Origin of the sequence: Burkholderia territorii (assembly GCF_001718335.1) — a bacterium.
In the GTDB taxonomy this organism is placed as follows: Bacteria; Pseudomonadota; Gammaproteobacteria; order Burkholderiales; family Burkholderiaceae; genus Burkholderia; species Burkholderia territorii.
In genome coordinates, this window is record NZ_CP013366.1 from 946,669 (window position 1) to 971,211 (window position 24,543).

18 protein-coding genes, 1 tRNA gene and 1 pseudogene are annotated in these 24,543 nt (G+C 66.9%); 12 read left to right on the forward strand and 8 right to left on the reverse strand.

The features are described from left to right. The first annotated feature begins 70 nt into the window (after positions 1-70). Positions 71-1,288 (forward strand): Bcr/CflA family multidrug efflux MFS transporter, encoded by a 1,218-nt coding sequence (locus WS51_RS15035; protein WP_059507103.1) that lies wholly within the window; start codon positions 71-73, stop codon positions 1,286-1,288. A 116-nt stretch (positions 1,289-1,404) separates the two neighbouring features. Here WS51_RS15035 and WS51_RS15040 read toward each other — a convergent pair whose 3' ends face one another. The 3 genes from WS51_RS15040 to zwf all read right to left on the reverse strand — a co-directional run bounded on the left by WS51_RS15040 (position 1,405) and on the right by zwf (position 5,547). After that, positions 1,405-3,333 (reverse strand): bifunctional transcriptional regulator/glucokinase, encoded by a 1,929-nt coding sequence (locus WS51_RS15040; protein WP_059507104.1) that lies wholly within the window; start codon positions 3,331-3,333, stop codon positions 1,405-1,407. Beyond that, complete coding sequence (gene pgl, locus WS51_RS15045; RefSeq protein WP_069229397.1) at positions 3,311-3,991, reverse strand: 6-phosphogluconolactonase; 681 nt, start codon at positions 3,989-3,991, stop codon at positions 3,311-3,313. Before pgl ends, WS51_RS15040 begins: the two co-directional genes overlap by 23 nt. Positions 3,992-4,077: 86 nt before the next feature. After that, complete coding sequence (gene zwf / locus WS51_RS15050) at positions 4,078-5,547, reverse strand: glucose-6-phosphate dehydrogenase (RefSeq protein ID WP_059448151.1); 1,470 nt, start codon at positions 5,545-5,547, stop codon at positions 4,078-4,080. Between the two features lie 431 nt (positions 5,548-5,978). Here zwf and WS51_RS15055 point away from each other — a divergent pair, with 431 nt between their 5' ends. From WS51_RS15055 to WS51_RS15070, 4 genes are all read left to right on the forward strand, one after another. Continuing rightward, positions 5,979-7,226 carry an ABC transporter substrate-binding protein gene (locus WS51_RS15055; protein ID WP_069229398.1) on the forward strand — a complete coding sequence of 416 codons (1,248 nt, stop codon included), beginning with the start codon at positions 5,979-5,981 and terminating at the stop codon, positions 7,224-7,226. 138 nt (positions 7,227-7,364) lie between these two features. Then, positions 7,365-8,303: a carbohydrate ABC transporter permease gene (locus tag WS51_RS15060; protein WP_011883674.1), complete on the forward strand. Its 939-nt coding sequence runs from the start codon at positions 7,365-7,367 to the stop codon at positions 8,301-8,303. Beyond that, entirely contained in the window at positions 8,293-9,150 is an 858-nt protein-coding gene (locus WS51_RS15065; RefSeq protein ID WP_059448153.1) for a carbohydrate ABC transporter permease, read from the forward strand. The genes WS51_RS15060 and WS51_RS15065 overlap by 11 nt, the downstream gene beginning before the upstream one ends. Before the next feature lie 111 nt (positions 9,151-9,261). Next, positions 9,262-10,380, forward strand: coding sequence for an ABC transporter ATP-binding protein (locus WS51_RS15070; RefSeq protein ID WP_059448154.1), 1,119 nt, complete (start codon positions 9,262-9,264; stop codon positions 10,378-10,380). A gap of 97 nt (positions 10,381-10,477) precedes the next feature. Here the strand turns inward: WS51_RS15070 and WS51_RS15075 are convergent, their stop codons facing one another. From WS51_RS15075 to trxB, 3 genes are all read right to left on the reverse strand, one after another. Next, positions 10,478-11,101, reverse strand: coding sequence for a trimeric intracellular cation channel family protein (locus WS51_RS15075; RefSeq protein ID WP_059448155.1), 624 nt, complete (start codon positions 11,099-11,101; stop codon positions 10,478-10,480). Next, positions 11,088-11,867, reverse strand: coding sequence for a Smr/MutS family protein (locus WS51_RS15080; protein WP_059448156.1), 780 nt, complete (start codon positions 11,865-11,867; stop codon positions 11,088-11,090). Before WS51_RS15080 ends, WS51_RS15075 begins: the two co-directional genes overlap by 14 nt. Positions 11,868-12,002: 135 nt before the next feature. Next, entirely contained in the window at positions 12,003-12,965 is a 963-nt protein-coding gene (trxB, locus tag WS51_RS15085) for a thioredoxin-disulfide reductase (RefSeq protein WP_059448157.1), read from the reverse strand. Positions 12,966-13,252: 287 nt separating this feature from the next. Here trxB and WS51_RS15090 point away from each other — a divergent pair, with 287 nt between their 5' ends. From WS51_RS15090 to WS51_RS15100, 3 genes and pseudogenes are all read left to right on the forward strand, one after another. After that, positions 13,253-15,562, forward strand: coding sequence for a DNA translocase FtsK (locus WS51_RS15090; RefSeq protein WP_059448158.1), 2,310 nt, complete (start codon positions 13,253-13,255; stop codon positions 15,560-15,562). 88 nt (positions 15,563-15,650) lie between these two features. Continuing rightward, a pseudogene (lolA, locus tag WS51_RS15095) lies at positions 15,651-16,298 on the forward strand (outer membrane lipoprotein chaperone LolA); the annotation flags it as partial. Positions 16,299-16,581: 283 nt separating this feature from the next. Beyond that, positions 16,582-17,892 (forward strand): replication-associated recombination protein A, encoded by a 1,311-nt coding sequence (locus WS51_RS15100; RefSeq protein ID WP_059800358.1) that lies wholly within the window; start codon positions 16,582-16,584, stop codon positions 17,890-17,892. Positions 17,893-17,917: 25 nt separating this feature from the next. Here WS51_RS15100 and WS51_RS15105 read toward each other — a convergent pair whose 3' ends face one another. Beyond that, positions 17,918-18,184: a DUF2164 domain-containing protein gene (locus tag WS51_RS15105; protein WP_059448161.1), complete on the reverse strand. Its 267-nt coding sequence runs from the start codon at positions 18,182-18,184 to the stop codon at positions 17,918-17,920. A gap of 250 nt (positions 18,185-18,434) precedes the next feature. Here WS51_RS15105 and serS point away from each other — a divergent pair, with 250 nt between their 5' ends. From serS to WS51_RS15125, 4 genes are all read left to right on the forward strand, one after another. Continuing rightward, complete coding sequence (serS, locus tag WS51_RS15110; protein WP_059772255.1) at positions 18,435-19,736, forward strand: serine--tRNA ligase; 1,302 nt, start codon at positions 18,435-18,437, stop codon at positions 19,734-19,736. 131 nt (positions 19,737-19,867) lie between these two features. Then, positions 19,868-19,958 (forward strand) — tRNA-Ser (locus tag WS51_RS15115). 139 nt (positions 19,959-20,097) lie between these two features. Continuing rightward, positions 20,098-21,045, forward strand: a complete 948-nt coding sequence (locus WS51_RS15120; protein ID WP_236872386.1) for a phosphatase PAP2 family protein — start codon at positions 20,098-20,100, stop codon at positions 21,043-21,045. A gap of 210 nt (positions 21,046-21,255) precedes the next feature. Beyond that, the gene (locus WS51_RS15125; RefSeq protein WP_059507112.1) at positions 21,256-22,791 is read left to right on the forward strand and encodes a methyl-accepting chemotaxis protein; all 1,536 of its coding nucleotides are present in this window, start codon (positions 21,256-21,258) and stop codon (positions 22,789-22,791) included. A gap of 75 nt (positions 22,792-22,866) precedes the next feature. Here WS51_RS15125 and WS51_RS15130 read toward each other — a convergent pair whose 3' ends face one another. Beyond that, positions 22,867-24,027: an alkane 1-monooxygenase gene (locus WS51_RS15130; protein WP_059977886.1), complete on the reverse strand. Its 1,161-nt coding sequence runs from the start codon at positions 24,025-24,027 to the stop codon at positions 22,867-22,869. Positions 24,028-24,543: the final 516 nt, after the last annotated feature.

Sequence of the window (24,543 nt, forward strand, 5' to 3'; positions counted from 1 at the left end):
TTCGCGGCGCAGCCTCCCGTCTTTACCGCCACGCGCGCCCGGATGCGCGCGGGCTCCATTCCGGATACCCATGTCCCACGTCGTCCGGCGCCGGCCCGATGCCCGGCTGATCCTGTTGCTTGGCGCGCTCGCCGCTTGCGGGCCGATCGCCACCGACATGTACCTTCCGAGCCTGCCGTCGATCGCCGCCGGCTTTTCCGTGAGCCCGGGCGCCGCGCAGCGCACGCTGACGAGCTTCATGGCCGGCTTCTCGATCGGCATGCTGCTGTACGGCCCGCTGTCCGACACGTGGGGCCGCCGGCCCGTGCTGCTCGGCGGCATCGCGCTGTTCACGCTCGCGAGCGTCGGCTGTTTCATCTCGAACTCGATCGACATGCTGATCCTCGTGCGGTTCCTGCAGGCACTCGGCGCCGGCGCGGCGTCGGTGCTGTCGCGTGCAATCGCGCGCGACGCGCACGAGCCGACCGATGCGGCGAAGGTGCTGTCGATGGTGGCGATCGTCACGGCGGTCGGGCCGCTGCTCGCGCCGCTGATCGGCGGGCAGATCCTGCGCTTCTCCGGCTGGCGCGGCGTGTTCGTCGTGCTGGCCGTGTTCGGCGCGGTGTGCGCGGCGACCGCGTACCTGCGCGTGCCGGAAACGTGGCCGAAGGAGCGGCGCAAGAGCGCGGCCGTGCTCGCGTCGTTCGCATCGTACGGGCGCATCCTGTCGGATCCGGTCGCGTGGGGGCACATGCTGTGCGGCGGGATGGCGTTCGCGTCGATGTTCTCGTACATCACCGCGACGCCGTTCGTGTACATCGAGTACTTCCACGTGTCGCCGCAGCACTACGGGCTGCTGTTCGGCCTGAACGTGGTCGGCATCATGATCGGCAACTTCACGAACACGCGGCTCGTCGGCCGCATCGGCTCGCTGCGCATCATCGCGGCCGCATCGCTGGTGAGCTGCATCGCGTCGCTCGCGGTCGCGCTCGTCGCGCTGACCGGCTGGGGCGGGTTGTGGTCGATCGTCGTGTGCCTGTTCTTCGTGGTCGGCGTGGTCGGCATCCTTTCCGCGAACTGCACGACCGACCTGATGCATCGCTATCCGCACAACGCGGGCGCATCCGCGGCCGTGTTCGGCGCGATGCAGCTCGCACTCGGCGCGCTCGCGAGCGTCGCGATCGGCGCACTCGCGGACGGCACGCCGTTCGCGATGGGCGTGACGATCGGCGTCACCGGCGTGCTGTGTTTCGTCGGCCGCTGCCTCGTGCTGCGCTGGCATGGCCGGCCGGTGAAAGCCGGCGCCTGACGCAGCGCGGCGGCCGCCGCCTCGACATGAAAAAACGCCACCGCGCGATATGCGTCGGTGGCGTTTTTTTCGGGCGGCCGAAAAGCGGCCGCTGCCGTGCCCTGCCGTGTCGGGCGTCAGTCGCGCGCGACGTCCTTCGCCGCCGGCGATGCGCCGTGGCTCAGCCAGTCGAGCACGTCGGCCGTTTCGTCGTCGCTCGCGCGTGCGCGTGCCTGCGCGACGGCCTCCGGCAGCTCGCCGTTGGTGGACGCGCGACGGATCGCGACGCCGACCGCGAGGATGTCGATCATCAGCAGATGCAGGATGCGCGAGATCATCGACAGCTGCGATTCGCGCATCTCGATGTGATCGGTCTCGAGCGCGACGGTCGCGCGCTTCGCGAGCGGCGTATTGCTCGACGTGATCGCGATCACCTTCGCGCCGGCCTGCATCGCGACGTCGAGCACGCGCAGCAATTCCGGCGCGCGTCCCGATTTCGACACCGCGACGATCACGTCGCCCTTGCCGAGCAGCGCGGCCGATGCGGCCTGCATGTACAGGTCGCCGTACGCGATCGTCGGGATCCCGAAGCGGAAGAACTTGTAATGCGCGTCCTGCGCGACGATGTTCGAGTTGCCGAGCCCGTAGAACTCGATGCGACGCGCGCCGTTCAGGATCTCGATCGCGTTCTCGACGTGCTCGAAGTTCAGGTGTTCGCGCAGTTGCAGGATCGCGGATACCGTGTTGTCGAGCACCTTCGCGCCGAAGTCGGTGGCCGTGTCGCCGAGATGCACCTGGCTGTGGCTCATCGGAATCGTGCCGGTGAGGCCGGTCGCGAGCTTCAGCTTGAAATCCGACAGCCCCTGGCAGCCGAGCGAGCGGCAGAAGCGGATCACCGTCGGCTGGCTCACGTCCGCCTTGCGTGCGATGTCGACGATCGGGTCGTTGATGATCGAGCGCGGATGATTCAGCGCGAGATCGGCGACGCGGCGCTCGGCCGGCGTCAGCGCGTCGCGCATCTGGCGGATCCGCTCGAACACGGCCGACGATGCGCCGCCCGAGCGGTTCGACAACTGTTCCGCGAGGATCGCCGACACGCCGAGGAACGCCGGATATTCGGCGGTGATCAGGTAGGTCGGGATGTTCTGCAGATAATGCGCGAAGCGGCCCTTCGCCTCGAAGCGCGCGCGGAACGACGAGCGCGTGAACAGCTCGCCGAGCTTCAGCGCGACGCCGCCGCCGATGTACACGCCGCCGAGCGCGCCGAGCGTCAGCGCCAGGCTGCCGGCGAACGAGCCGAGGATCCCGCAGAAGCATTCGACCGCCTCGAGCGCGAGATCGTCGCCCGCATGCGCGCGCTCGACGATCTCCGCGGTGTCGACGGTCGCGGCCACGCGCTTCTTGTCGCGCGCGGCGAGCGCGCGATAGATGACCTCGATGCCGGGGCCCGCGCACACGCGTTCGAACGATACGTGCGGAAACTTCTTGCGTGCGTACTGCAGCACGAGATCCTCGCGCTCGTCCTGCGGCGCGAACGATGCATGACCGCCTTCGCTGCCGAGCGCGATCCAGCGGTCGTCCGCGGGAATCAGGCCGGACACGCCGAGCCCGGTGCCGGGCCCGAGCAGCCCGATCACGCTGTTCTGGCGGCGCGCGCCGCCGCCGATCTGCACGCGCTGCGCATCGGTGAGGCCCGGCAGCGCCATCGCGAGCGCGGTGAAGTCGTTCACGACGAGCAGCGTGTCGAAGCCGAGCGCGCGGCGCGTGGCTTCGATCGAGAAACTCCAGTCGTGATTGGTCATCGTGACCTGGTCGCCGTCGACCGGGTTCGCGATCGCGATCGCCGCGTGGTTCACGCGGCTGATCTTGACGTCCTTCAGATACTTGCGGATCGCGTCGGTAAGCGTCGGATAGTCGGCGCCGGGGTAGACGCGGATCTGCGTGATCTCGCCGGGGCCGGTTTCCAGCGCGAAACGCGCGTTGGTGCCGCCGACGTCCGCGAGCAGGCGCGGGCCGTCGGCATGCTGGCCCGCGACGACGGCCTTACTTTGCGCACCAGTAGACATCGAGCTTGGTCCCCTTGTCGTTGGCCAGTTGGGAAATCGCGTTCTTCTGCAGCGATGCGGCTGCCGCGTCGAGCACCGCGCGTTTGCGTTCGCCCGCGATCAGCAGGAACAACCGGTCGACGCGCTTGAGCGCATCGAGCGAGAAGCTCACGCGCGCATGCGGCGCGGCGGCCGGATGCACGGCGACGAAGCGCTCGGGCGTCGCGATCGCGTGATCCCATTCGGGCGCGTCCGCGAAGATCGACGCGGTGTGGCCGTCCTCGCCCATGCCGAGCACGGCGACGTTCGGTATGCGGTAGTCGGCGTTCGCGTTGAGCGCGGCGACGTGCGCGTCGAGCGACACGCGCGTGTCGACGAGCGGCAGGAAGCGGGCAGGGGCTGCCGCGTGCTGCAGCAGCGTGTCGCGCACGAGGTGCGCGTTGCTGGCCGCATCGTCTTCCGGCACCCAGCGGTCGTCGACCAGCGTGACGTCGACGCCCGCCCAGTCGAGCGCCGCGTGCGACAGCGTTTGCAGGAACGGGCGCGGGCTCGTGCCGCCGGACACCGCGAGCGTCGGGCGCGCGGGGCCGACGAGCGCGGCACGCAGCGCGTCGCCGACGGCGCGCGCGAGCGCTTCACTTTGCGCTTCCTGGGTGTCGAAAGCGTGGATCTCGATCACATCTCCTCCGGACTGCTTTGTCTGTTCAATTCGTGCGAATCATGGGGCACGTTGCCGCGCGCTTGCATGCGCGACAACGGCTTGCATCAGTTTTCTTCCTCGAGCCAGCAGGTGCCGTGCTGCGCGAGCATCGCGCTCGCCGCGGCCGGCCCCCACGTGCCCGCCGCATACGGCTTCGGCGGCTTCAGCGAGCGGGCCCATTCGTTCAGGATCGGCTCGACCCAGCGCCACGCGGCTTCCTGCTCGTCGCGACGCACGAACAGTGCGAGGCGGCCGTTGATCACGTCGAGCAACAGGCGCTGGTACGCCTCCATCTGCCCTTCCTTGAAGAACCGGTCGAACGCGAGGTCGAGGTGCACGCTCGCGAGGTTCATCCCTTCGCCGGGCTGCTTCGCGAGGCAGTACAGGCGAATCGTCTCGTTCGGCTGCAGCCGGATCACGAGGCGGTTCGAACCGGCGCGCAGCGCGGTCGGCCCGAGGGCCGAGTGCGGCACCGGCCGGAAGTTGACGACGATCTCCGCGACGCGATCGGCAAGACGCTTGCCGGTGCGCAGGAAGAACGGCACGCCGGCCCAGCGCCAGTTCTCGATCTCGACCTTCAGCGCGACGAAGGTTTCGGTCGCGCTGTCCGGCTTCACGCCGGGCTCCGTTGCATAGGCCGGCACCTGCACGCCCTTGATCACGCCCGCATGATACTGGCCGCGCACCGCGACCTTGCCGATGTCGCGCGAATCGACGGGCTTCAGCGCGCGCAGCACGCGCAGCTTCTCGTCGCGCACCGAGTCGGAGTCCATCGAATGCGGCGGCTCCATCGCGACGATCGACAGCAGCTGCAGCAGGTGGTTCTGCACCATGTCGCGCAGCGCGCCCGTATTGTCGTAGAAATCGCCGCGCGCCTCGACGCCGAGTTCCTCGGCGATCGTGATCTGGATGCTCTCGACCCATTCGCGGCGCCACAGCGGCTCGAACAGCGCATTGCCGAAGCGCAGCGCGAGCAGGTTCTGCACCGGTTCTTTCCCGAGGTAGTGGTCGATCCGGTAGATCTGGTCTTCCGCGAAGATCTCGCCGACCGCGTCGTTGATCGCGTTCGACGAACGCAGGTCGTAGCCGAGCGGCTTCTCGAGCACGATGCGCGCGCCTTCGTTCAGCCCGACCGATGCGAGCGCCTTGCAGATCGGCACGAACAGCGACGGCCCCGTCGCGAGATAGAACACGCGGATGCCCGGCAACTGCGCGACCGCGTCGCGCAGCACGACGTAGTCCTCCGCGCGGCCGAGGTCGAGCTTCACGTATTCGATGCGTTCCAGGAAGGATTGCCACGCGGTTTCGTCGAAGGCCTTGCCGGCCGCCTTCACCGCGTGCGGTTTCACATGCGTGTCGACCCACTCGAGATAGCCCGCCCGATCCGATTCGTGCCGCGCGACGGCAACGATCCGGCCGCTTTCCGCGAGCATGCTGCCGCGGTGCGCTTCGAACAGCGCGGGCAGGATCTTGCGCATCGACAGGTCGCCGGTGCCGCCGAAAAGTACGAAGGTAAAGCTGGAATCGGTATGCATGTGTCTCCGCCGGTTGGGGTGCTGGGAAGCGATCCGTAGTGCGATAAAAATATTTTTGACACTGAATTGTAGTTTAACTACAATCCGCCGCAAGGGGTAGCACCTGGGTGAGGAAAAAAAAGAAGTGCGGTCGATGAACTGCGCGAGCTTCGCCTTCGGGAACGCCTTGTGCCGAATGTTATCGGACATTGGCGGTGCGCATCGTCCGCGCGCCGTCGCCCCCGGGCTTGCGCCGCGGCATCGCGGCGGGCCAGAAACACAAAGAGGAGACACGCCGTTGAATCTCGATTCACGCTTTCTGTAAGAGCCCGGCCGGTCATCGGCCCCGTACGCTGCATGCGTCCCGCGGCTCGATTTCCCCGTCGTTTATCAAGAAGCCGGTTCCCCGTCGGGGAACTTCACGAGTTGATTCAGTCTGGAGGAGATAAGTAATGAAAGTTCGCTCGATCATGGGCGCGCTCTGCGCCGCGGGTCTGATGGCTGGCGCCGTGGCGGCGCAGGCGGCCGAGAACGTAACCGTGCTGCACTGGTGGACCTCGGGCGGCGAGTCGAAGGCCGTTGGCGTGCTGAAGGACGACTTGCAGAAGCAGGGCTACGTGTGGAAGGACTTCGCGGTCGCGGGCGGCGCCGGCGCCGCGGCGATGACCGCGCTGAAGACCAAGGTGATCAGCGGCGACTCACCGTCGGCCGCGCAGATCAAGGGCCCGCTGATCCAGGACTGGGCCGACCAGGGCGTGCTCGTCAACATCGATTCTGCCGCCGGCGACTGGAAGCAGAACCTGCCGCCGGAAATCGACAAGATCATCAAGTACAAGGGCCACACCGTCGCCGCGCCGTTCTCGGTGCACCGCGTGAACTGGCTCTATATCAACAAGGCCGCGCTCGACAAGATCGGCGCGAAAGTGCCGACCACCTGGCCCGAATTCTTCGCGGTGGCCGACAAGCTGAAGGCCGCGGGCATCCAGCCGGTCGCGATGGGCGGCCAGCCGTGGCAGGACCTGACGCTGTGGGAAGACGTCGTGCTGTCGCAGGGCCCGGCGTTCTACAAGAAGGCGCTGGTCGATCTCGACCAGGCGACGCTCACGTCGCCGCAGATGGTGTCGGTGTTCGACACGGTGCGCAAGATCCAGGGTTACTTCGACACCGGCCGCAACGGCCGCGACTGGAACCTCGCGACCGCGATGGTCATCAACGGCAAGGCCGGCATGCAGTTCATGGGCGACTGGGCGAAGGGCGAGTTCGAGAACGCCGGCAAGAAGGCGGGCAAGGACTACATCTGCGCGCCGGTGCCGGGCACCGCGAACTCGTACACGTTCAACGTCGACTCGTTCGTGTTCTTCCAGCAGAAGGGCCAGAAGGATGCGACGCCCGGCCAGATCGCACTGGCGAAGACGATCATGACGCCAGGCTTCCAGGAGCAGTTCAGCCTGCTGAAGGGCTCGGTGCCGGTGCGCCTCGGCGTGAAGATGGACAAGTTCGACGACTGCGCGAAGAAGTCGTATGCCGACGAGCAGACCGCGATCAAGTCGGGCGGCTTCGTGCCGTCGCTCGCGCACGGGATGGCGCAGGGCGACGCAACGGCCGGCGCGATCACCGACGTCGTGACGAAGTTCATGAACTCGCAGCAGGATTCGAAGAGCGCGGTCGCCGCGCTCGCGAAAGCCGCGAAGGTGAAGTAAAGCGCGACAGGCGTCCGGCCGGAAACGCTTCGTCGGCCGGGCGTTTTTGCAAGTGCAGCAAACGGGCGCGCCCGCGGGCCCGTGCCGTACCCGGCGCCGGCCCGGCCTGCGTCACCCTCGTTCCAGGAGTCGAATCAAGTGGCTGCCCCTCTTAGCGGAAACGGATCCGGCGCTGCCGTCGCGCGGCGCACGTCGCCGATGTCGGCCTTCGCCGATCGCTGGATCCCGAAGCTCGTGCTCGCGCCGAGCCTCGCGATCGCCGTGGTGTTCATCTACGGCTTCATCCTGATTACCGGCTATCTGTCGCTGACCAACTCGCGGCTGTTGCCGAACTACGAATTCGACGGCTTCGGCCGTTACACGGACCTGTTCCAGAACGACGTGTGGTGGACCTCCGCCGCGAACCTCGGCTGGTTCGGGATTCCGTTCATCGCGATCTGCGTCGGGCTCGGGCTGTTCCTCGCGATCCTGCTCGACCAGCGGATCCGCAACGAAGGCGCGCTGCGCGCGATCTTCCTGTATCCGATGGCGCTGTCGTTCATCGTCACGGGCACCGCATGGCAGTGGATCCTGAACCCGGGCCTCGGCCTGGAGAAGGTGATGCACGACTGGGGCTGGACGAGCTTCTCGTTCGGCTGGCTCGACGATCCGGACAAGGCGATCTTCTGTATCGTGATCGCCGCCGTGTGGCAGTCGACCGGCTTCGTGATGGCGCTGTTCCTCGCCGGGCTGCGCGGCGTCGACGCCGAGATCTTCAAGGCCGCGCAGGTCGACGGTGCGACGCTGCCGACCATCTACCGCAAGATCGTGATCCCGAGCATGCGACCGGTGTTCTTCTCGGTGCTGCTGATTCTCTGCCACATCACGATCAAGACGTTCGACCTGGTGGTCGCGTTGACGGCGGGCGGCCCCGGCACGTCGTCGTCGTTGCCGGCCATGTTCATGTACACGTTTTCGTTCAACCGCGGCCAGCTCGGGCTCGGCGCGGCGTCGTCGGTGATGATGCTCGCGACCGTGGTCGCGGTGCTGGTGCCGCTGATGTATATGGAATCGAGGAGCACCCGCAATGCAGCCTAAGATGACGATCAGCCGGGCAGTGATCTATGCGGCGCTGATCCTGTTCGCGCTGTATTTCCTGTTCCCGATCTACGTGATGCTGTCGACGTCCTTCAAGGATCTCGACCAGCTGCGCACCGGCAACCTGCTGACGCCGCCGACGCACTGGACCGTCGATCCGTGGGTGAAGGCGTGGAGCGGCGCGTGTACCGGCGTGCGCTGCGACGGCATGAAGCCGTTCTTCCTGAACTCGCTGCAGATGGTGATCCCGGCCGTGCTGATCTCGTCGCTGATCGGCGCGTTCAACGGCTATGTGCTCACGCACTGGCGCTTTCGCGGCGCGGATGCGCTGTTCACGATGATGCTGGTCGGCTGCTTCATTCCGTTCCAGGTGATCCTGCTGCCGATGGCGCGCCTGCAGGGGATGCTCGGTCTCGCCAACACGATTCCGGGCCTGGTGTTCGTGCACGTCGTGTACGGGATCGCGTTCACGACGATGTTCTTCCGCAACTTCTACGTGAGCGTGCCGGCCGAGCTCGTGAAGGCCGCGCGCATCGACGGCGCGGGCTTCTTCACGATCTTCACGAAGATCCTGCTGCCCGTGTCGCTGCCGATCTTCATGGTGTGCCTGATCTGGCAATTCACGCAGATCTGGAACGACTTCCTGTTCGGGATCGTGTTCTCCGGCGTCGACTCGATGCCGATCACGGTCGCGCTGAACAACCTGGTCAACACGTCGACGGGCGTGAAGGAATACAACGTCGACATGGCGGGCGCCATCATCGCCGCGCTGCCGACGCTGCTCGTCTACGTGGTCGCCGGCCGCTACTTCGTGCGCGGGCTGACGGCGGGCGCGGTGAAGGGGTAAGCGCGGTTTCATCCGATACGACGAACCGGCCGCGCACGACGCGCGGCGCATCGAAACGAACCGACGCGGCGCCGCAGTGCGCCGCGCGAGACGAGACAGAGGATTCACAGCATGGCAAGCCTTTCCATCCGTGACGTGTACAAGACCTACCCGAACGGGGTGCCGGTCCTGAAGGGTGTCGACATCGAGATCGAGGACGGACAGTTCCTGATCCTGGTCGGCGGGTCGGGCTGCGGGAAGTCGACGCTGCTCAACATGATCGCCGGCCTCGAGACCGTGACGAGCGGCGAGATCTGCATCGACGGCAAGGTCGTGAACGACCTGTCGCCGAAGGATCGCGACATCGCGATGGTGTTCCAGTCGTACGCGCTGTATCCGTCGATGACGGTGCGCGAGAACATCTCGTTCGGCCTGAACATTCGCAAGGTGCCGAAGAGCGAGCAGCAGCAGATCGTCGAGCGCGTGTCGGCGATGCTGCAGATCCAGCATCTGCTCGACCGCAAGCCGGGCCAGCTGTCGGGCGGCCAGCGCCAGCGTGTCGCGATGGGCCGTGCGCTCGCGCGCGATCCGTCGCTGTTCCTGTTCGACGAACCGCTGTCGAACCTCGACGCGAAGCTGCGCATCGAAATGCGCGCGGAAATCAAGCTGCTGCACCAGCGCCTCGGCACGACGATCGTGTACGTGACGCACGACCAGATCGAGGCGATGACGCTCGGCGACCGGATCGCGGTGATGAAGGATGGCGTGGTCCAGCAGTTCGGCGCACCGCAGGACATCTACGATTCCCCGTCGAACCTGTTCGTCGCCGGCTTCATCGGCGCGCCGCCGATGAACTTCATCAACGGCAAGCTGGTCGAGCAGGGCAGCGGGGTCGCGCTCGAAATCGATACGGGCCTTGCGCGCGGCGCGCTGAACCTGCCGTTCGACGCGAAGCGGATGAACGGCCACGTGGGCCGCGAGGTGATCCTCGGCCTGCGCCCGGAGCGCATCACCGACGTGCGCAATGCGCACCACGGCGAGACGTCGCAGTTGCAGCCGATCGACGTGCGCGTCGACGTCACGGAGCCGACCGGCCCGGACACGCACGTGTTCGCGCAGGTCAACGGCAAGCGGATCGTGAGCCGCGTGCATCCGGCCGCGAATCCGCAGCCGGGGCAGACGCAGTCGCTGCTGTTCGACGTGTCGAAGGCGGTGCTGTTCGATCCGGCGTCGGAAGAGCGGATCGCGTGAGGTGGAGTAAGCGCTGAACGAAAGAGAAGGGGCCGTGTCGATGAACGGCCCCTTTCGTTTTGGCGTGCCGGCGACGCGGCATGGCAGCGCGGTCGCTTTAGTGCGGCAACCGCACGTCGAACTTGAACGTCGCGAGCCGCGCGACGAGGATGAAAGCGGTCGCGAGCAGCACGCTATAGACCGAATCGAACTGCAGCCACGCGAGCAGCAGGTAGAACCAGCAGCCGACGAACGCGCAGGTCGCGTACGGCCGCGAATCGCGCAGGATCAGCGGGATGTCGTTGCACAGCACGTCGCGGATGATCCCGCCGACCACGCCCGTGATCACGCCCATCATCACCGCGATGAAGCGCGGCATCTCGGCATCGAGCGCGATCGCGGTGCCGGAGATGCTGAAGATGCCGAGCCCGATCGCATCGGCCACCAGCAGCAGCCGCTCGGCCGATAGCCGCGACAGCATCCGCAGCACGAACGGCGCGAACAGCGCGAGCACGAAGATCGCGATCACGTAGTCGTCGTGCACGACCCAGTAGAACGGCCGGCGCTCGAGCAGGATGTCGCGCAGCGTGCCGCCGCCGAACGCGGTGGCGAGCGCGACGACGAACGTGCCGACCGAGTCGAGCCGGTTCTTGCGTGCCTCGATGAAGCCCGAGATCGCGAACGCCAGCGTCGCGATCGCTTCCAGCACCGCGATCGCGAGCGTCAGCCTAGGATGCGGCACGCGGCCCCCGGTCGGCGGGCGCCGCGAGCGGCTGAAGCAGCACGAGCACCGCGCCCGCGCCGCCGTCGTGGCTGCGCGCCTCGCAGAACGCGATCACTTCTTCCTTCTGCACGAGCCACGCGCGCACCTTGCCCTTCAGCACGGGCTCCTTGCCGATCGAGCCGAGCCCCTTGCCGTGAATCACGCGCAGGCAGCGCAGCCCTTTCTTGCCGGCCTCGCGGATGAATTCCGCGAGTGCGTCGCGCGCTTCGTCGCGCCGCATTCCGTGCAGGTCGAGCTGCGCCTGCACGATCCATGCGCCGCTCCTCAGCTTGCGCACGACGTCGCGGCTGATGCCTGGACGGTGGTAGTACAGCGACTCGTCGCTGTCGAGCAGCGTCTCGGGATCGAATTCGTCGGACAGCGTCGCATTCAGCACGGCTTCCTCGTCGCGCTGCGTCTGCTTCGGCACCGGATCGGGCGGCGTGCGGCCGGACTTCGCGCGCGGCGGTGCGTTCAGCGGCTGGATCGCGCCGATTTCGTTGCGGAACAGGTTCGCGTCGGCTTCCGCCTGGCGGGCGGCCTTCGCGGTTTCGACGCGGGCGCGCTCGCGCCGGTCGGCTTCGCCTTGCAGCGACTTGCGCAATGCGCCGAGACCGGCCAGCCCCTGGCCGCGCAGGGCGGCGGCATCGGGGGCGGGCGGCGGCGCGGCGGGCGCCGGATTCGCGGGACGGGCGGCGATCTGCCGCTTCGCGGGATCGCTCGGATGAGGCTGGTTCTTCGCCATGATTCGGTAACCGGGCAGGCGCGTTCGCACGCGCGGGCACAAAAAAGCCGCTGCGCGGCGGCAGCGGCTTTCCGGTCAAGCCCGCTTCGCGGCAGCGGACGCCATTGTAGCGCCCGGCGCACGAATGCCTGGTGCTTACTTCTTGTCGTGCAGGCTTTCGAGGTAGCGCTGCGCGTCGAGCGCGGCCATGCAGCCCGTGCCGGCGCTCGTGATCGCCTGGCGATACACGTTGTCCTGCACGTCGCCGGCGGCGAACACGCCCGGCACGCTCGTCGACGTCGCGTTGCCCTGCAGGCCGCTCTTCGTCAGGATGTAGCCGTCCTTCATCTCGAGCTGGCCCTGGAACAGGTCGGTGTTCGGCTTGTGGCCGATCGCGACGAACACGCCCTGCACGCTGAGGTCCTGCGTTTCGCCGGTCTTCACGTTCTTGATGCGCAGGCCCGTGACGCCCGACTCCTCGCCCGTCACTTCGTCGAGCACGTGATCCCACTTGATGTCGACGACGCCTTCCTTTTCCTTCTCCAGCAGGCGGTCGATCAGGATCGGCTCGGCGCGGAACTTGTCGCGGCGGTGGATCACCGTGACCTTCTTCGCGATGCCCGTCAGGTAGAGTGCTTCCTCGACGGCCGTGTTGCCGCCGCCGATCACCGCGACTTCCTGGTTGCGATAGAAGAAACCGTCACAGGTCGCGCAGGCCGACACGCCCTTGCCCATGAACGCTTCTTCCGAAGCCAGGCCGAGATACTGCGCGGAAGCGCCGGTCGCGATGATCAGCGAGTCGCACGTGTATTCGCCCGAGTCGCCGATCAGCCGGATCGGCTTTTCGTGCAGTTTCGCGGTGTGGATGTGGTCGAATACGATTTCGGTGTTGAAACGCTCGGCGTGCTCCTGGAAGCGCGCCATCAGTTCCGGGCCTTGCACGCCCTTCGCGTCCGCCGGCCAGTTTTCGACGTCGGTCGTCGTCATCAGCTGGCCGCCCTGCGCGATGCCGGTGATCAGCACCGGGGACAGGTTGGCGCGTGCCGCATAGACGGCAGCCGTGTAGCCGGCTGGGCCGGAACCGAGAATCAGGACTTTGGCGTGTTTGGGCGTGGACATGTGCGAATCCGTAAAAGGCGGCCGCGGCGGGCGGGGTAAGGCTCGCCGTACGATCCGGGTTGACCGGGATGCCGTCATAGATGGGTATCAGACGGGCATTATAAAGGCCCCGTTGCTGCGGTGCCGAACGAGAGTTTCAATCGCGGCGATAGCGTTGCCGCGATCGCTTCGGGCGCCCCGGCCCTCTTATGTAACCGTCATTTACACTTGACGGCCCGGTGCAGCGTTTACAATAAGCGCGATCGAACGACAGGCGGGCGTGCGGCCCGTCCTCTTTATACGGATTCATGGCAAAAGCTCCTTATTCCGCCCAGGCACAGGCGTTGCCGCACCGGATGTCGAAGCTCCTCACGGAGATCCGCTGGATTCTCCAGGTCGCGCTCTGCGCTTTTCTGGTGATGGCCCTGCTGAGCTACAGCCGGCGCGATCCGAGCTGGACGCACGCCGCGCAGGTGGACCACATCTCGAACTGGGCCGGCCGCGTCGGCGCATGGACGGCCGACATCATCCTGCTGCTGTTCGGCCTGTCGGCCTACTGGCTGATCGTGCCGCTCGGGCGGCGCATCGCGGTCAACTACCGGCGCATCACGCGTCACGAGGCGGTCGCCGACGAACCCGAGCGGCCGATCGGCTGGCTCACCGAGATCTTCGCGTTCGTGCTCGTCGTCCTCGCGTGCGACGGCATCGAGGCGCTGCGCATGTGGTCGCTGAAGGTGCAGCTGCCGCGCGCGCCGGGCGGTGTGATCGGCGAGGCGGTGGCGGGCGCGATGTCGCATGCGTTTGGCTTCACCGGCGGCACGCTGCTGTTGCTGATCCTGCTCGCGATCGGCCTGTCGCTGTATTTCCGTTTCTCGTGGCTGTCGGTCGCCGAGCGCGTCGGCGGCGCGATCCTGTCCGCCGTCAACGTCGCGAAGCTGCGCCGCGAGGCCGAACGCGACCGCAAGCTCGGCGAAGCCGCGGCCGTGCGCCGCGAAGGGAAGGTTGAAGAGGAGCGCGTGCGCATCGAGGATCACGAGCCGGTGACGATCGTGCCGCCGGTCGTCACGCCGGCGAAGTCCGAGCGCGTCGAGCGCGAGCGCCAGGTCCCGCTGTTTACCGACCTGCCGGGCGATTCGACGCTGCCGCCGGTGTCGCTGCTCGATCCCGCGCCGAAGACGCAGGAAGCGATTTCCGCCGACACGCTCGAATTCACGTCGCGCCTGATCGAGAAGAAGCTGAAGGACTTCGGTGTCGAGGCGAGCGTCGTCGCCGCGTACCCGGGGCCGGTCGTCACGCGCTATGAAATCGAGCCGGCCACCGGCGTGAAGGGCAGCCAGATCGTCAACCTCGCGAAGGATCTCGCGCGTTCGCTGTCGCTCGTGTCGATCCGCGTGGTCGAGACGATCCCGGGCAAGAACTACATGGCGCTCGAGTTGCCGAACCAGCGCCGCCAGACGGTCCATCTGTCCGAAATCATCGGCTCGGAAGTCTATGCGGCCGCGTCGTCGGCGCTGACCTTGAGCCTCGGCAAGGACATCGGCGGCAAGCCGGTGTGCGCGGATCTCGCGAAAATGCCGCACCTGCTGGTCGCCGGCACGACCGGTTCGGGCAAGTCGGTCGGGATCAACGCGATGATCCTGTCGCTGCTCTACAAGGCCACCGCCGAGCAGGTGCGCCTGATCCTGATTGATCCGAAGATGCTCGAAATGAGCGTCTACGAGGGCATTCCGCACCTGCTGTGCCCGGTCGTCACCGACATGCGCCAGGCGGGCCACGCGCTGAACTGGACGGTCGCGGAGATGGAGCGCCGCTACAAGCTGATGAGCAAGCTCGGCGTGCGCAACCTCGCGGGCTACAACAACAAGATCGACGAAGCGGCGAAGCGCGAGGAAAAGATTCCGAATCCGTTCAGCCTGACGCCGGACGATCCCGAACCGCTCGGCCGTCTGCCGAACATCGTCGTCGTGATCGACGAGCTGGCCGACCTGATGATGGTCGTCGGCAAGAAGGTCGAGGAACTGATCGCGCGGATCGCGCAGAAGGCGCGCGCGGCCGGCATCCACCTGATCCTCGCGACGCAGCGTCCGTCGGTCGACGTGATCACCGGCCTGATCAAGGCGAACGTGCCGACGCGGATCGCGTTCCAGGTGTCGTCGAAGATCGACTCGCGCACGATTCTCGACCAGATGGGCGCCGAATCGCTGCTCGGGATGGGCGACATGCTGTACCTGCCGCCGGGCACCGGATTGCCGGTGCGCGTGCACGGCGCGTTCGTCGCCGACGACGAAGTGCATCGCGTCGTCGAGAAGCTCAAGGAGCAGGGCGAGCCGAACTACGTCGAAGGGCTGCTCGAGGGCGGCACCGCCGACGGCGACGAGGGTTCGGCCGGCGCGGGAACCGGCGAAGGCGGCGGCGAGTCTGATCCGCTGTACGATCAGGCGGTCGAGATCGTCATCAAGAACCGCCGCGCGTCGATTTCGCTCGTGCAGCGCCATTTGCGGATCGGCTACAACCGCGCGGCGCGGCTGCTCGAACAGATGGAACAATCGGGGCTCGTGTCGGCGATGTCGTCGAGCGGCAACCGCGAAATTCTTGTGCCGGCGCGCGACGCGGAATGAGTCCGCGGCGCCCGCAGCGCCGGCCACCCAGGGAGAAAACCGCAACATGCAGCAACTTTCGTTCGTTCCTTCCCTTCGTTCGACGCGGCGCTGGCTCGGCGCGGCGCTCGCCGGCGCATCGCTGATGCTCGCGGCGACGCATGCGTTCGCGGGCGGCACCGAGCAACTGAAGGCCTTCGTGTCGCAGGTGCGTTCGGCGAAAGGCGATTTCACGCAGCAGATCGTCAAGGCGCCGGCCAAGGGCGCGAGCGCCGCACAGGCCGCACCGAAGCCGAACGACAACTCGAGCGGCACGTTCGTGTTCTCGCGTCCGGGCAAGTTCATCTGGACGTACCAGAAGCCGTATCAGCAGGTGCTGCAGGCCGACGGCGACAAGCTCTACGTGTACGACCGCGACCTCAATCAGGTCACCGAGCGCAAGCTGAACGGCGCGCTGGGCGCGAGCCCGGCCGCGATCCTGTTCGGCAGCAACGATCTCGACAAGAACTACACGCTGCGCGATGCGGGCGAGAAGGGCGGCATCGAGTGGCTGGAGATGCTGCCGAAGGCGCAGGACACGCAATTCCAGCGGATCGGCATCGGCTTCCGCAACGGCACGCTCGCCGCGATGGAACTGCACGACGTGTTCGGCAACGTCACGCTGCTCACCTTCACGAACATCCAGACGAATCCGCCGCTGAAGAGCGATGCGTTCAAGTTCGTCGTGCCGAAGGGCGCGGATGTGATCACAGGCTGATCTGCACTGCACGCTTTCGCGACACGGGCCTGCCGGCGACGGCAGGCCCGTGTTGTTTGGGGGCGCGGGCACCGGACGCGGGTACCGGACGCGGGTACCAGGCGCGGGCACCGGACGCGGGCACCAGGCGCGGGCACCGGACGCGGGCACCAAGCGCAGGCCCCGGGCGCGATCACCGGCCTCGCCTGCGGCGGCCCGCACCGGCGGTGCCGTCGTGCGGCTGTCATAATGTCGGGTCCGGCGGCCGGTTCGGCCGCCATCGTTTGATCTGGAGCGAGGGTTCATGTCCGACCTGTTTCAAGTCGAGCCGCGCCGGCCGCTCGCCGAGGCGCTGCGGCCGAAGACGCTCGCCGAGGTAATTGGCCAGACGCATCTGCTCGGCGAAGGCAAGCCGCTGCGGCTCGCGTTCGAGTCCGGCAAGCCGCATTCGATGATCCTTTGGGGGCCGCCCGGCGTCGGCAAGACGACGCTTGCGCGCCTCACCGCGCTCGCGTTCGACTGCGAGTTCATCGCGCTGTCGGCGGTGCTCGGCGGCGTGAAGGACATCCGCGAGGCGATGGAGCAGGCGAAGGACACGCTGAACCGCACCGGCCGCCATACGATCCTGTTCGTCGATGAAATCCACCGCTTCAACAAGGGGCAGCAGGATGCGCTGCTGCCGTTCGTCGAGTCGGGGCTCGTGACCTTCATCGGCGCGACGACCGAAAACCCGAGCTTCGAAGTCAACTCGGCGTTGCTGTCGCGCGCGCAGGTGTACGTGCTGCAGTCGCTGAACGACGACGAGATGCGTCAGCTGCTCAAGCGCGCGCAGGACATCGCGCTCGACGGCCTCGCGTTCGACGACAAGGCGATCGATACGCTCATCGGTTACGCCGACGGCGACGCGCGGCGCTTCCTGAACCTGCTCGAGCAGGCGCAGACGGCCGCATCGTCCGCCGGGGTCACGACCATCGACGCCGATTTCGTCAGCAGCGCGATGACGCTGAACGCGCGGCGCTTCGACAAGGGCGGCGACAATTTCTACGATCAGATCTCGGCGCTGCACAAGTCGGTGCGCGGTTCGAGCCCGGACGGCGCGCTGTACTGGTTCTGCCGGATGCTCGACGGCGGCGCGGATCCGAAATATCTCGCGCGCCGGATCGTGCGGATGGCGTGGGAAGACATCGGCCTCGCCGACCCGCGCGCGCTGCAGGTGGCGAACGACGCGGCCGAGACCTACGAGCGGCTGGGCTCGCCCGAAGGCGAGCTCGCGCTCGGGCAGGCGGTGATCTATCTCGCGTGCGCGGCGAAGAGCAACGCGGGCTACAACGCGTTCAACCAGGCGATGGCGTTCGTGAAGCAGGACAAGTCGCGCGAGGTCCCCGTGCATCTGCGCAATGCGCCGACCAAGCTGATGAAGGAACTCGGCTACGGTCACGCGTATCGCTACGCGCACGACGAGCCGAATGCCTATGCGGCCGGCGAGTCGTACCTGCCGGAAGGAATGCGCGAGCCGCGCTGGTACAAGCCGGTGCCGCGCGGGCTCGAATCGAAGATCGCCGACAAGCTCGCGTGGCTGCGCGAGCTCGATCGCGAGGCCGGCAAGAAGGACTGACCGGCCGTTGGCTGCCCGCGGGTGCTCAGCGCCTGCGGCCCGGCTGTTTCTTCCAGTACTCGAACGGCTCCGCGTGGCAGTCGATGTCGAGTTCGGCGACTCGTGCGTGCAGGCGCTCCTGTGCGTCGGCAATCGCGAGGTTGTAGACGGCCGGCGCGATTTCCTCGACGAAGAAGTGCAGCAGCGCGCCGGCCTGGATGTTGCCGATCGGCTCGTCCATGTTCTCCGTGAAATAGCGTTGCAGCGACGCGATCGCGCGGTCGCGGACATCCTTGTCCAGTTCGATGGCCATCGGGTTCCCTCGGGTGATGGTGATGCGGCGCGGGTGCGTCGCCCGCCGGGACGTGCACGGCCTGGTCGGCTTCCGCTCGCTGTTCAGCCGCGCCGCGCAATGCGTTTCGCCGTCTGCCGACATGCGGCCCGGCAATGCGATACTGCCACGCGCGTCGCGCATTTGCGGCGCTGTCCGTTCGGCCAATGCCGTGGCGGCCCCGCGGTGCGTTAGAATTCCCGTCTTACACAACGATTTTCCAAGTCCTCCCATGCTCGACATCCAGTTGCTGCGCAAAGACCTCGACGGCGTCGCCAAGCGCCTCGCCGATCGCGGCTACACCCTCGACGTCGCCGCGTTCTCCGCCCTCGAAGCGGAACGCCGCGCGATCCAGACCCGTACCGAAGAGCTCCAGGCGCGCCGCAACAGCCTGTCGAAGCAGATCGGCGCGATGAAGGGCAAGGGCGAGGATACGTCGGCCGTCATGGCCGAAGTCGGCGGAATCGGCGACGAGATGAAGGCGTCGGAGGCCAAGCTCGGCGAGATCCAGGCGCGCCTGTCCGACCTGATGCTGGGCATGCCGAACATCGCGCACGAGAGCGTGCCGGTCGGCAAGGACGAAGCCGACAACGTGGAAGTGCGCCGCTGGGGCACGCCGCGCCAGTTCGACTTCGAGGTGAAGGATCACGTCGACGTCGGCACGCCGCTCGGCCTCGATTTCGAAACCGGCGCGAAGCTCGCCGGCGCGCGCTTCACGATGCTGCGCGGCCCGATCGCACGGCTGCACCGCGCGCTCGCGCAGTTCATGATCGACACGCACACGCTGCAGCACGGCTACACCGAGGCGTACACGCCGTACATCGTGAACCCGGAAATCCTGTACGGCACCGGCCAGCTGCCGAAGTTCGCCGACGACATGTTCCGTGTCGAGAAGGGCGGCGCCGAAAACACGATCACGCAGTATCTGATCTCGACGTCCGAAATTTCGCTGACGAACACCGTGCGCGAATCGATCGTCGAAGGCACCGCGCTGCCGATCAAGCTGACCGCGCATTCGCCGTGCTTCCGCTCGGAAGCCGGTTCGTACGGCCGCGACACGCGCGGCATGATCCGCCAGCACCAGTTCGACAAGGTCGAGATGGTGCAGGTCGTCGCGCCGGACGCTTCGTATGCGGCACTCGACGAAATGGTCGGCCACGCGGAAGCGATCCTGCAGAAGCTCGGCCTGCCGTACCGCGTGATCACGCTTTGCACGGGCGACATGGGCTTTTCGGCCGCGAAGACGTTCGACCTTGAAGTATGGCTGCCCGCGCAGAACACTTATCGCGAGATCTCGAGCTGCTCGAACACCGAGGCGTTCCAGGCGCGCCGCATGCAGGCACGCTTCCGCAACGCGCAGGGCAAGCCTGAGCTCGTGCATACGCTGAACGGTTCCGGCCTCGCGGTCGGCCGCACGCTCGTCGCCGTGCTGGAGAACTACCAGAATGCCGACGGGTCGGTCACCGTGCCGGAGGCACTGCGCCCGTACATGGGCGGCATGGAGCGAATCGAAGCGCCTGCACAGGCGTCGTGAGGTCGCTCCGCGATCGGTCTCCGAAGGCTCCGCAAAAAAATTTGCAAAAAGGGCTTGTGAGTTTCAAAGAGATCGTTCTATAATCTTTTCTTTCCCGGACACGACCAACCGGGAAATGAAGCAGGAAGGAAGGAGAGGTGGCAGAGTGGTCGAATGTACCTGACTCGAAATCAGGCGTACGGTTTCCCCGTACCGTGGGTTCGAATCCCACCCTCTCCGCCAAAATACGAAGCCCCGTGATTCGCAAGGATCACGGGGTTTTTCGTTTGGGTCGCGCGCAAGTGAACGCTGCTGCTTCTACGACGATGTACGATAGCGTGCAGGCGCAGGAGCCGGCCACACGAACCGCAAAAAAACCACGATGAAAGCGACCACGCGAATCTGGGCGATGCTGACCGCGGTTGTATTGCTGACAGCGCTTGCCGCCGGCATGTGCGTGATGCAAACGGACTGGGTCGTGAATCGGGAAAGCGTCGTCGAATTCGCGCAGCGCGTTGCGTTCGGGTTCGGCGCAAGCTCGGTCCTCGCCATGCTGTCCCGCGTGGGCCGCTATCGCGACATCACGCGCGCGCTGCGCTGCCGCGAATTCGCGTTCGCGCTGCTGAGCGTGGCGCTGCTCGCAACGCTCTGCGCGGCCGTCGCCGTGCTCGACTATCTTTGCGTGGCGATCGGGCCGCCTTCGATCGAAAGCCATCTCGTCCGCCTCGATGCGATGCTCGGTTTCCATTGGCCGGATGTGTATCGATGGGTGACGGCGCGCCCCGGCCTGCACCGTGTGCTCGATCTCGCGTATCGCAGCGGCATGCCGCAACTGCTCGCGGTGCCGTTCATCCTCGCGGCGGTCCGTCGCGTCGACGATCTTGCCGAGTTCGTCGTGCAATTCATGTTCGCGGTGATCGTGGTCGTGCTCGTCTCCACGCCGTTGCCCGCCGTCAGCGCATTCGTCCATTTCGGCATCACCGATCCGGGCACCGCGTCGACGGTGACGCACTACGGCCTGTTGCGCAGCGGGCAGTTCCGTCAACTGAATCTGGCCGATGTGCAGGGGCTCGTGTCGTTGCCGTCGTTTCACGTGATGCTGGCGCTGCTGTTCGCCTACGCGCTGCGGCATGTCCGCTACGTGTTCGCGGCCGCGATCGTGCTGAATGCGGCGATGATCGCGTCGACGCCGACCCAGGGCGGTCACTACCTCGCCGACGTGATCGCCGGAATCGTGTGCGGCGCGCTGTCGATCGCCGCGGTGCGTCGCTGGACGGCCGCGCGGCGCCCGGCCGAGGCGGCCGGACCGCACGCGGCAAGCCCGACCTGATTGCGCGACGCCAGAGTCGCAACGTACCTGCCGGCATTCGCTTGCGGGCGCTCCGGTTCTCGTCGTTGTCGGATCGCCGTCTGCGTCGCGGCCCCCCGCCGGATTCCCGCTACCGTCGTCCTGCTTCAGCCTTCGCTTCGCGCGCCGTTAACAGTGAGCGGCGGCAAGCGCGTTTTGCGCTGTCGTCGTTTCCCGTCGATTCAAGGTCCCATGAAGCTGAGCTACAAGATTCCCCTCGCATTCGCCCTCGCGCTGCTGCTGATGTTCTGCGGCGCGCTGTACGGCATCCGCATCCTCAACCGCTCGATCGACACGTTCGCGAACGACGTGCAGACCCGTGTCGCCGACGAACGGCTCGTGTCGGCGACGCTGGTGCAGTTCAAGCTGCAGGTCCAGGAATGGAAGGACACGCTGCTGCGCGGCAAGCAGCCCGACAAGCTCGACAAGTACTGGCAGGCATTCCAGACGCGCGAGCGCACGGTCGATACGCTCGCCGCGCAACTCGTGAACCAGTTGCCGCCCGGCGAGAGCCGTACGCTCGTCGAGCAGTTCATGCGCGCGCATGCGGCGATGGGTGACGGCTACCGGCGCGGGTTCGACGCGTTCAAGGCCGCCGGCTTCGAGCCGACGGCCGGGGATGCGGCCGTCGCGGGCGTCGACCGCGCACCCGCCGCGCTGCTCGAGCGCGCGGCGAAGCGCATCGCCGACGAGAGCGCCGGCGTGTCGGCGCAAGCGAGCCGCGATGCGAGCCACGCCACCGCGGCGAGCGTCGTGCTGATGCTGATCGTGCTCGGCATCGCGATGATCGGCGCGTTCCTGTTCAGCCGCGCGATCCTGCGGCCGCTCGATCGCGCGGTGGCCTGTGCGCAGGCGGTAGCCGGCGGCGACCTCACGCGCGACGTCGACGCGGCCGGTCGCGACGAGATCGCCGACCTGCTGCGCGCGCTGCGGACGATGCAGGCGAGCCTGTCGGGCGTCGTACTCGAGGTGCGCACGCACGCCGAAGCCGTCGCGACCGCGAGTGCGCAGATCGCGGCGGGCAATCACGACCTGTCGTCGCGCACCGAGGCACAGGCCGCGTCGATCGAGGAAACCGCGGCGAGCATGACCGAACTGACGGGTATCGTGCGCCAGTCGGCCGAACACGCGCAGCACGCGGCGCAACTGGCGCGGGACGCATCGGACATCGCGTCCGTGGGCGGCGGCGTGATGACCGACGCCGTCGACACGATGAACGGGATTGCCTCCAGCTCGGCGAAGGTCGGCGAGATCATCGCGGTCATCGACAGCATCGCGTTCCAGACCAACATCCTCGCGCTGAACGCGGCCGTCGAGGCGGCGCGTGCGGGCGAGCAGGGGCGCGGCTTCGCGGTGGTCGCGTCGGAGGTGCGCACGCTCGCGCAGCGCAGCGCGGCCGCCGCGAAGGAGATCAAGGCGCTGATCGAGCAATCGACGCGGCGGGTCGACGAAGGTGCCGTGCTGATCGCGCGCGCGGGCGAGTCGATCCACGAGATCGTCGGTGCGGTGCAGCGGGTCACGTCGATCGTCGGTGAGATTTCGTCCGCATCGCAGGAGCAGAGCGGCGGCATCCAGCAGGTGAATGTCGCGGTCTCCCAGATGGACGAAGCGACGCAGCGCAACGCGGCGCTGGTCGAGCAGGCGTCGGCCGCGACGCAGGCGCTGGCGGAGCAGGCGAGCGCGTTGCGCAACGCGGTCGCCGTGTTCAGGCTGCCGCAGGCCGCGTGACGATATTGCCGACCGCGACCGCGACCGCGACCGCGACCGCGACCGCGACCGCGACCGCGACCGCACTGTGCAGCATCACGCCGCGGCGGGATATTGCGCGAGCACGCGAGCGCGAATCGACGGCTTGATGTTCGATTGCGCCATGTTGCCGCCGTAATGCGCGACGACGCGCGGATTCATCACGCGATACCAGAGCGGGGGCACATACGCGAACAGGATCATCGTCGCGTAGCCGGCCGGCAGTTGCGGCGAGTCGTCGAAGTGGCGCAGCGCCTGGTACGAGCGCGTCGGGTTCGCGTGGTGGTCGGCGTGCCGTTGCAACTGGTACAGGAACAGGTTGGTGACGACGTGATTGCTGTTCCACGAATGCTGCGGCGTGCAGCGTTCGTAGCGGCCGCTTGGCAGCTTGCGGCGCCCGAGCCCGTAGTGTTCGACGTAGTTGACGACTTCGAGCAGCGACGCGCCGTACGCGGCCTGGATCACGAGGAACGGAATCACGACCTTGCCGGCCATCGCGATCGCGACGCCCCATACGACGACGGTCATCGCCCATGCGTGCAGCACTTCGTTACGCCAGGTCCATGGCGAATGTCCGAGGCGCTCGAGGCGAGCCTTCTCGAGACGCCACGCCGAGCGGATGCTGCCCGTCACCGTGCGCGGCAGGAATGCCCAGAACGATTCGCCGTAGCGCGCACTCGCCGGATCCTCGGCCGTCGCGACGCGCACGTGATGGCCGCGGTTGTGCTCGACGAAGAAGTGCCCGTACGCGACCGGCGCGAGCGTGACTTTCGCGAGCCAGCGCTCGAAGCGGCTGGTCTTGTGGCCGAGTTCGTGCGCGGTGTTGATCGAGATGCCCGTCGCGGCGCCGAGCGACAGCGCGAAGCCGACGTAGTCGTACCACGCGAGCGCATGCGTGCCGACGATCCACACGCACATGAAGAACGCGACGTATTCGACGAGCGTCGCGAGATAGACGATGTAGCGGTAGTAGCGCTCGCGTTCGAGTTGCGGAACGACGGCTTCGGGCGGATTGTCGCGATCGTCGCCGATCAGCGTATCGAGGATCGGGATCACGCCGAACGCGAACAGCGGGCCGAACCACCAGAACACGTGAAGGCCCGTCGACAGTGCGAGCTGGGCCGACAGGATCGGCAGCGTGATCGTCACCGCGCCGAGCAGCCACAGATAACGTTTGCCATCCGACCAGCCCGAGGCCGATGCGTCGGTCATTGCCATTGTCTTCCTCCTTGTTGGGGCCAGCGCCCGCGCGTGCGGGCGCGGCGGCCGGGTGACGCGTTTGTCGTCGTTCGAATCGTCGCGGGTCCGCGGCACCGGATCGGTCGTCCGGTTGTGCCAGTTATACGACCGTCGCGCACGCTTTCCAAACCCGCGCGCTAGGCGCGCAACTCCAAACGGTCGGCTGCCCATGACGCCGGTCGGGAAGGGCTGGCACGCGGTGATTGAAACAGGGCACGCTCGCGCCGATCCGCCTGTCGGGCGGGCGTTGTTGTCAGATGAATGGCCGGGATGACACATGCGTGCATCCGTCGGCGAAACTCGCAACGAATGTTGCGATGCAGCAGGTTGGGGGCGACGCCGTGCGGCTGCGCGGTTCTTTCGCATCCATATGTAACGAACCATTACGGTGTCGAAGGCGAAATGCAGCACGCTTGCCGCGTGAGGGCGCATGAACGGCAAGGCGGGGCGGGGCTGCGCGTCGGATCGTGCAGGCCGCGTTGCATGCGCAGTCCA

Coding starts and splice junctions, on each gene's coding strand:
- WS51_RS15105 (WP_059448161.1), bottom strand. CDS start 18,184: ATGGCCATCGAACTGGACAAGGATGTCCGCGACCGCGCGATCGCGTCG.
- WS51_RS15080 (WP_059448156.1), bottom strand. CDS start 11,867: ATGGCGAAGAACCAGCCTCATCCGAGCGATCCCGCGAAGCGGCAGATC.
- WS51_RS15055 (WP_069229398.1), top strand. CDS start 5,979: ATGAAAGTTCGCTCGATCATGGGCGCGCTCTGCGCCGCGGGTCTGATG.
- WS51_RS15070 (WP_059448154.1), top strand. CDS start 9,262: ATGGCAAGCCTTTCCATCCGTGACGTGTACAAGACCTACCCGAACGGG.
- zwf (WP_059448151.1), bottom strand. CDS start 5,547: ATGCATACCGATTCCAGCTTTACCTTCGTACTTTTCGGCGGCACCGGC.
- WS51_RS15090 (WP_059448158.1), top strand. CDS start 13,253: ATGGCAAAAGCTCCTTATTCCGCCCAGGCACAGGCGTTGCCGCACCGG.
- WS51_RS15040 (WP_059507104.1), bottom strand. CDS start 3,333: ATGTCTACTGGTGCGCAAAGTAAGGCCGTCGTCGCGGGCCAGCATGCC.
- WS51_RS15130 (WP_059977886.1), bottom strand. CDS start 24,027: ATGGCAATGACCGACGCATCGGCCTCGGGCTGGTCGGATGGCAAACGT.
- WS51_RS15125 (WP_059507112.1), top strand. CDS start 21,256: ATGAAGCTGAGCTACAAGATTCCCCTCGCATTCGCCCTCGCGCTGCTG.
- trxB (WP_059448157.1), bottom strand. CDS start 12,965: ATGTCCACGCCCAAACACGCCAAAGTCCTGATTCTCGGTTCCGGCCCA.
- WS51_RS15120 (WP_236872386.1), top strand. CDS start 20,098: ATGAAAGCGACCACGCGAATCTGGGCGATGCTGACCGCGGTTGTATTG.
- WS51_RS15100 (WP_059800358.1), top strand. CDS start 16,582: ATGTCCGACCTGTTTCAAGTCGAGCCGCGCCGGCCGCTCGCCGAGGCG.
- serS (WP_059772255.1), top strand. CDS start 18,435: ATGCTCGACATCCAGTTGCTGCGCAAAGACCTCGACGGCGTCGCCAAG.
- WS51_RS15065 (WP_059448153.1), top strand. CDS start 8,293: ATGCAGCCTAAGATGACGATCAGCCGGGCAGTGATCTATGCGGCGCTG.
- WS51_RS15035 (WP_059507103.1), top strand. CDS start 71: ATGTCCCACGTCGTCCGGCGCCGGCCCGATGCCCGGCTGATCCTGTTG.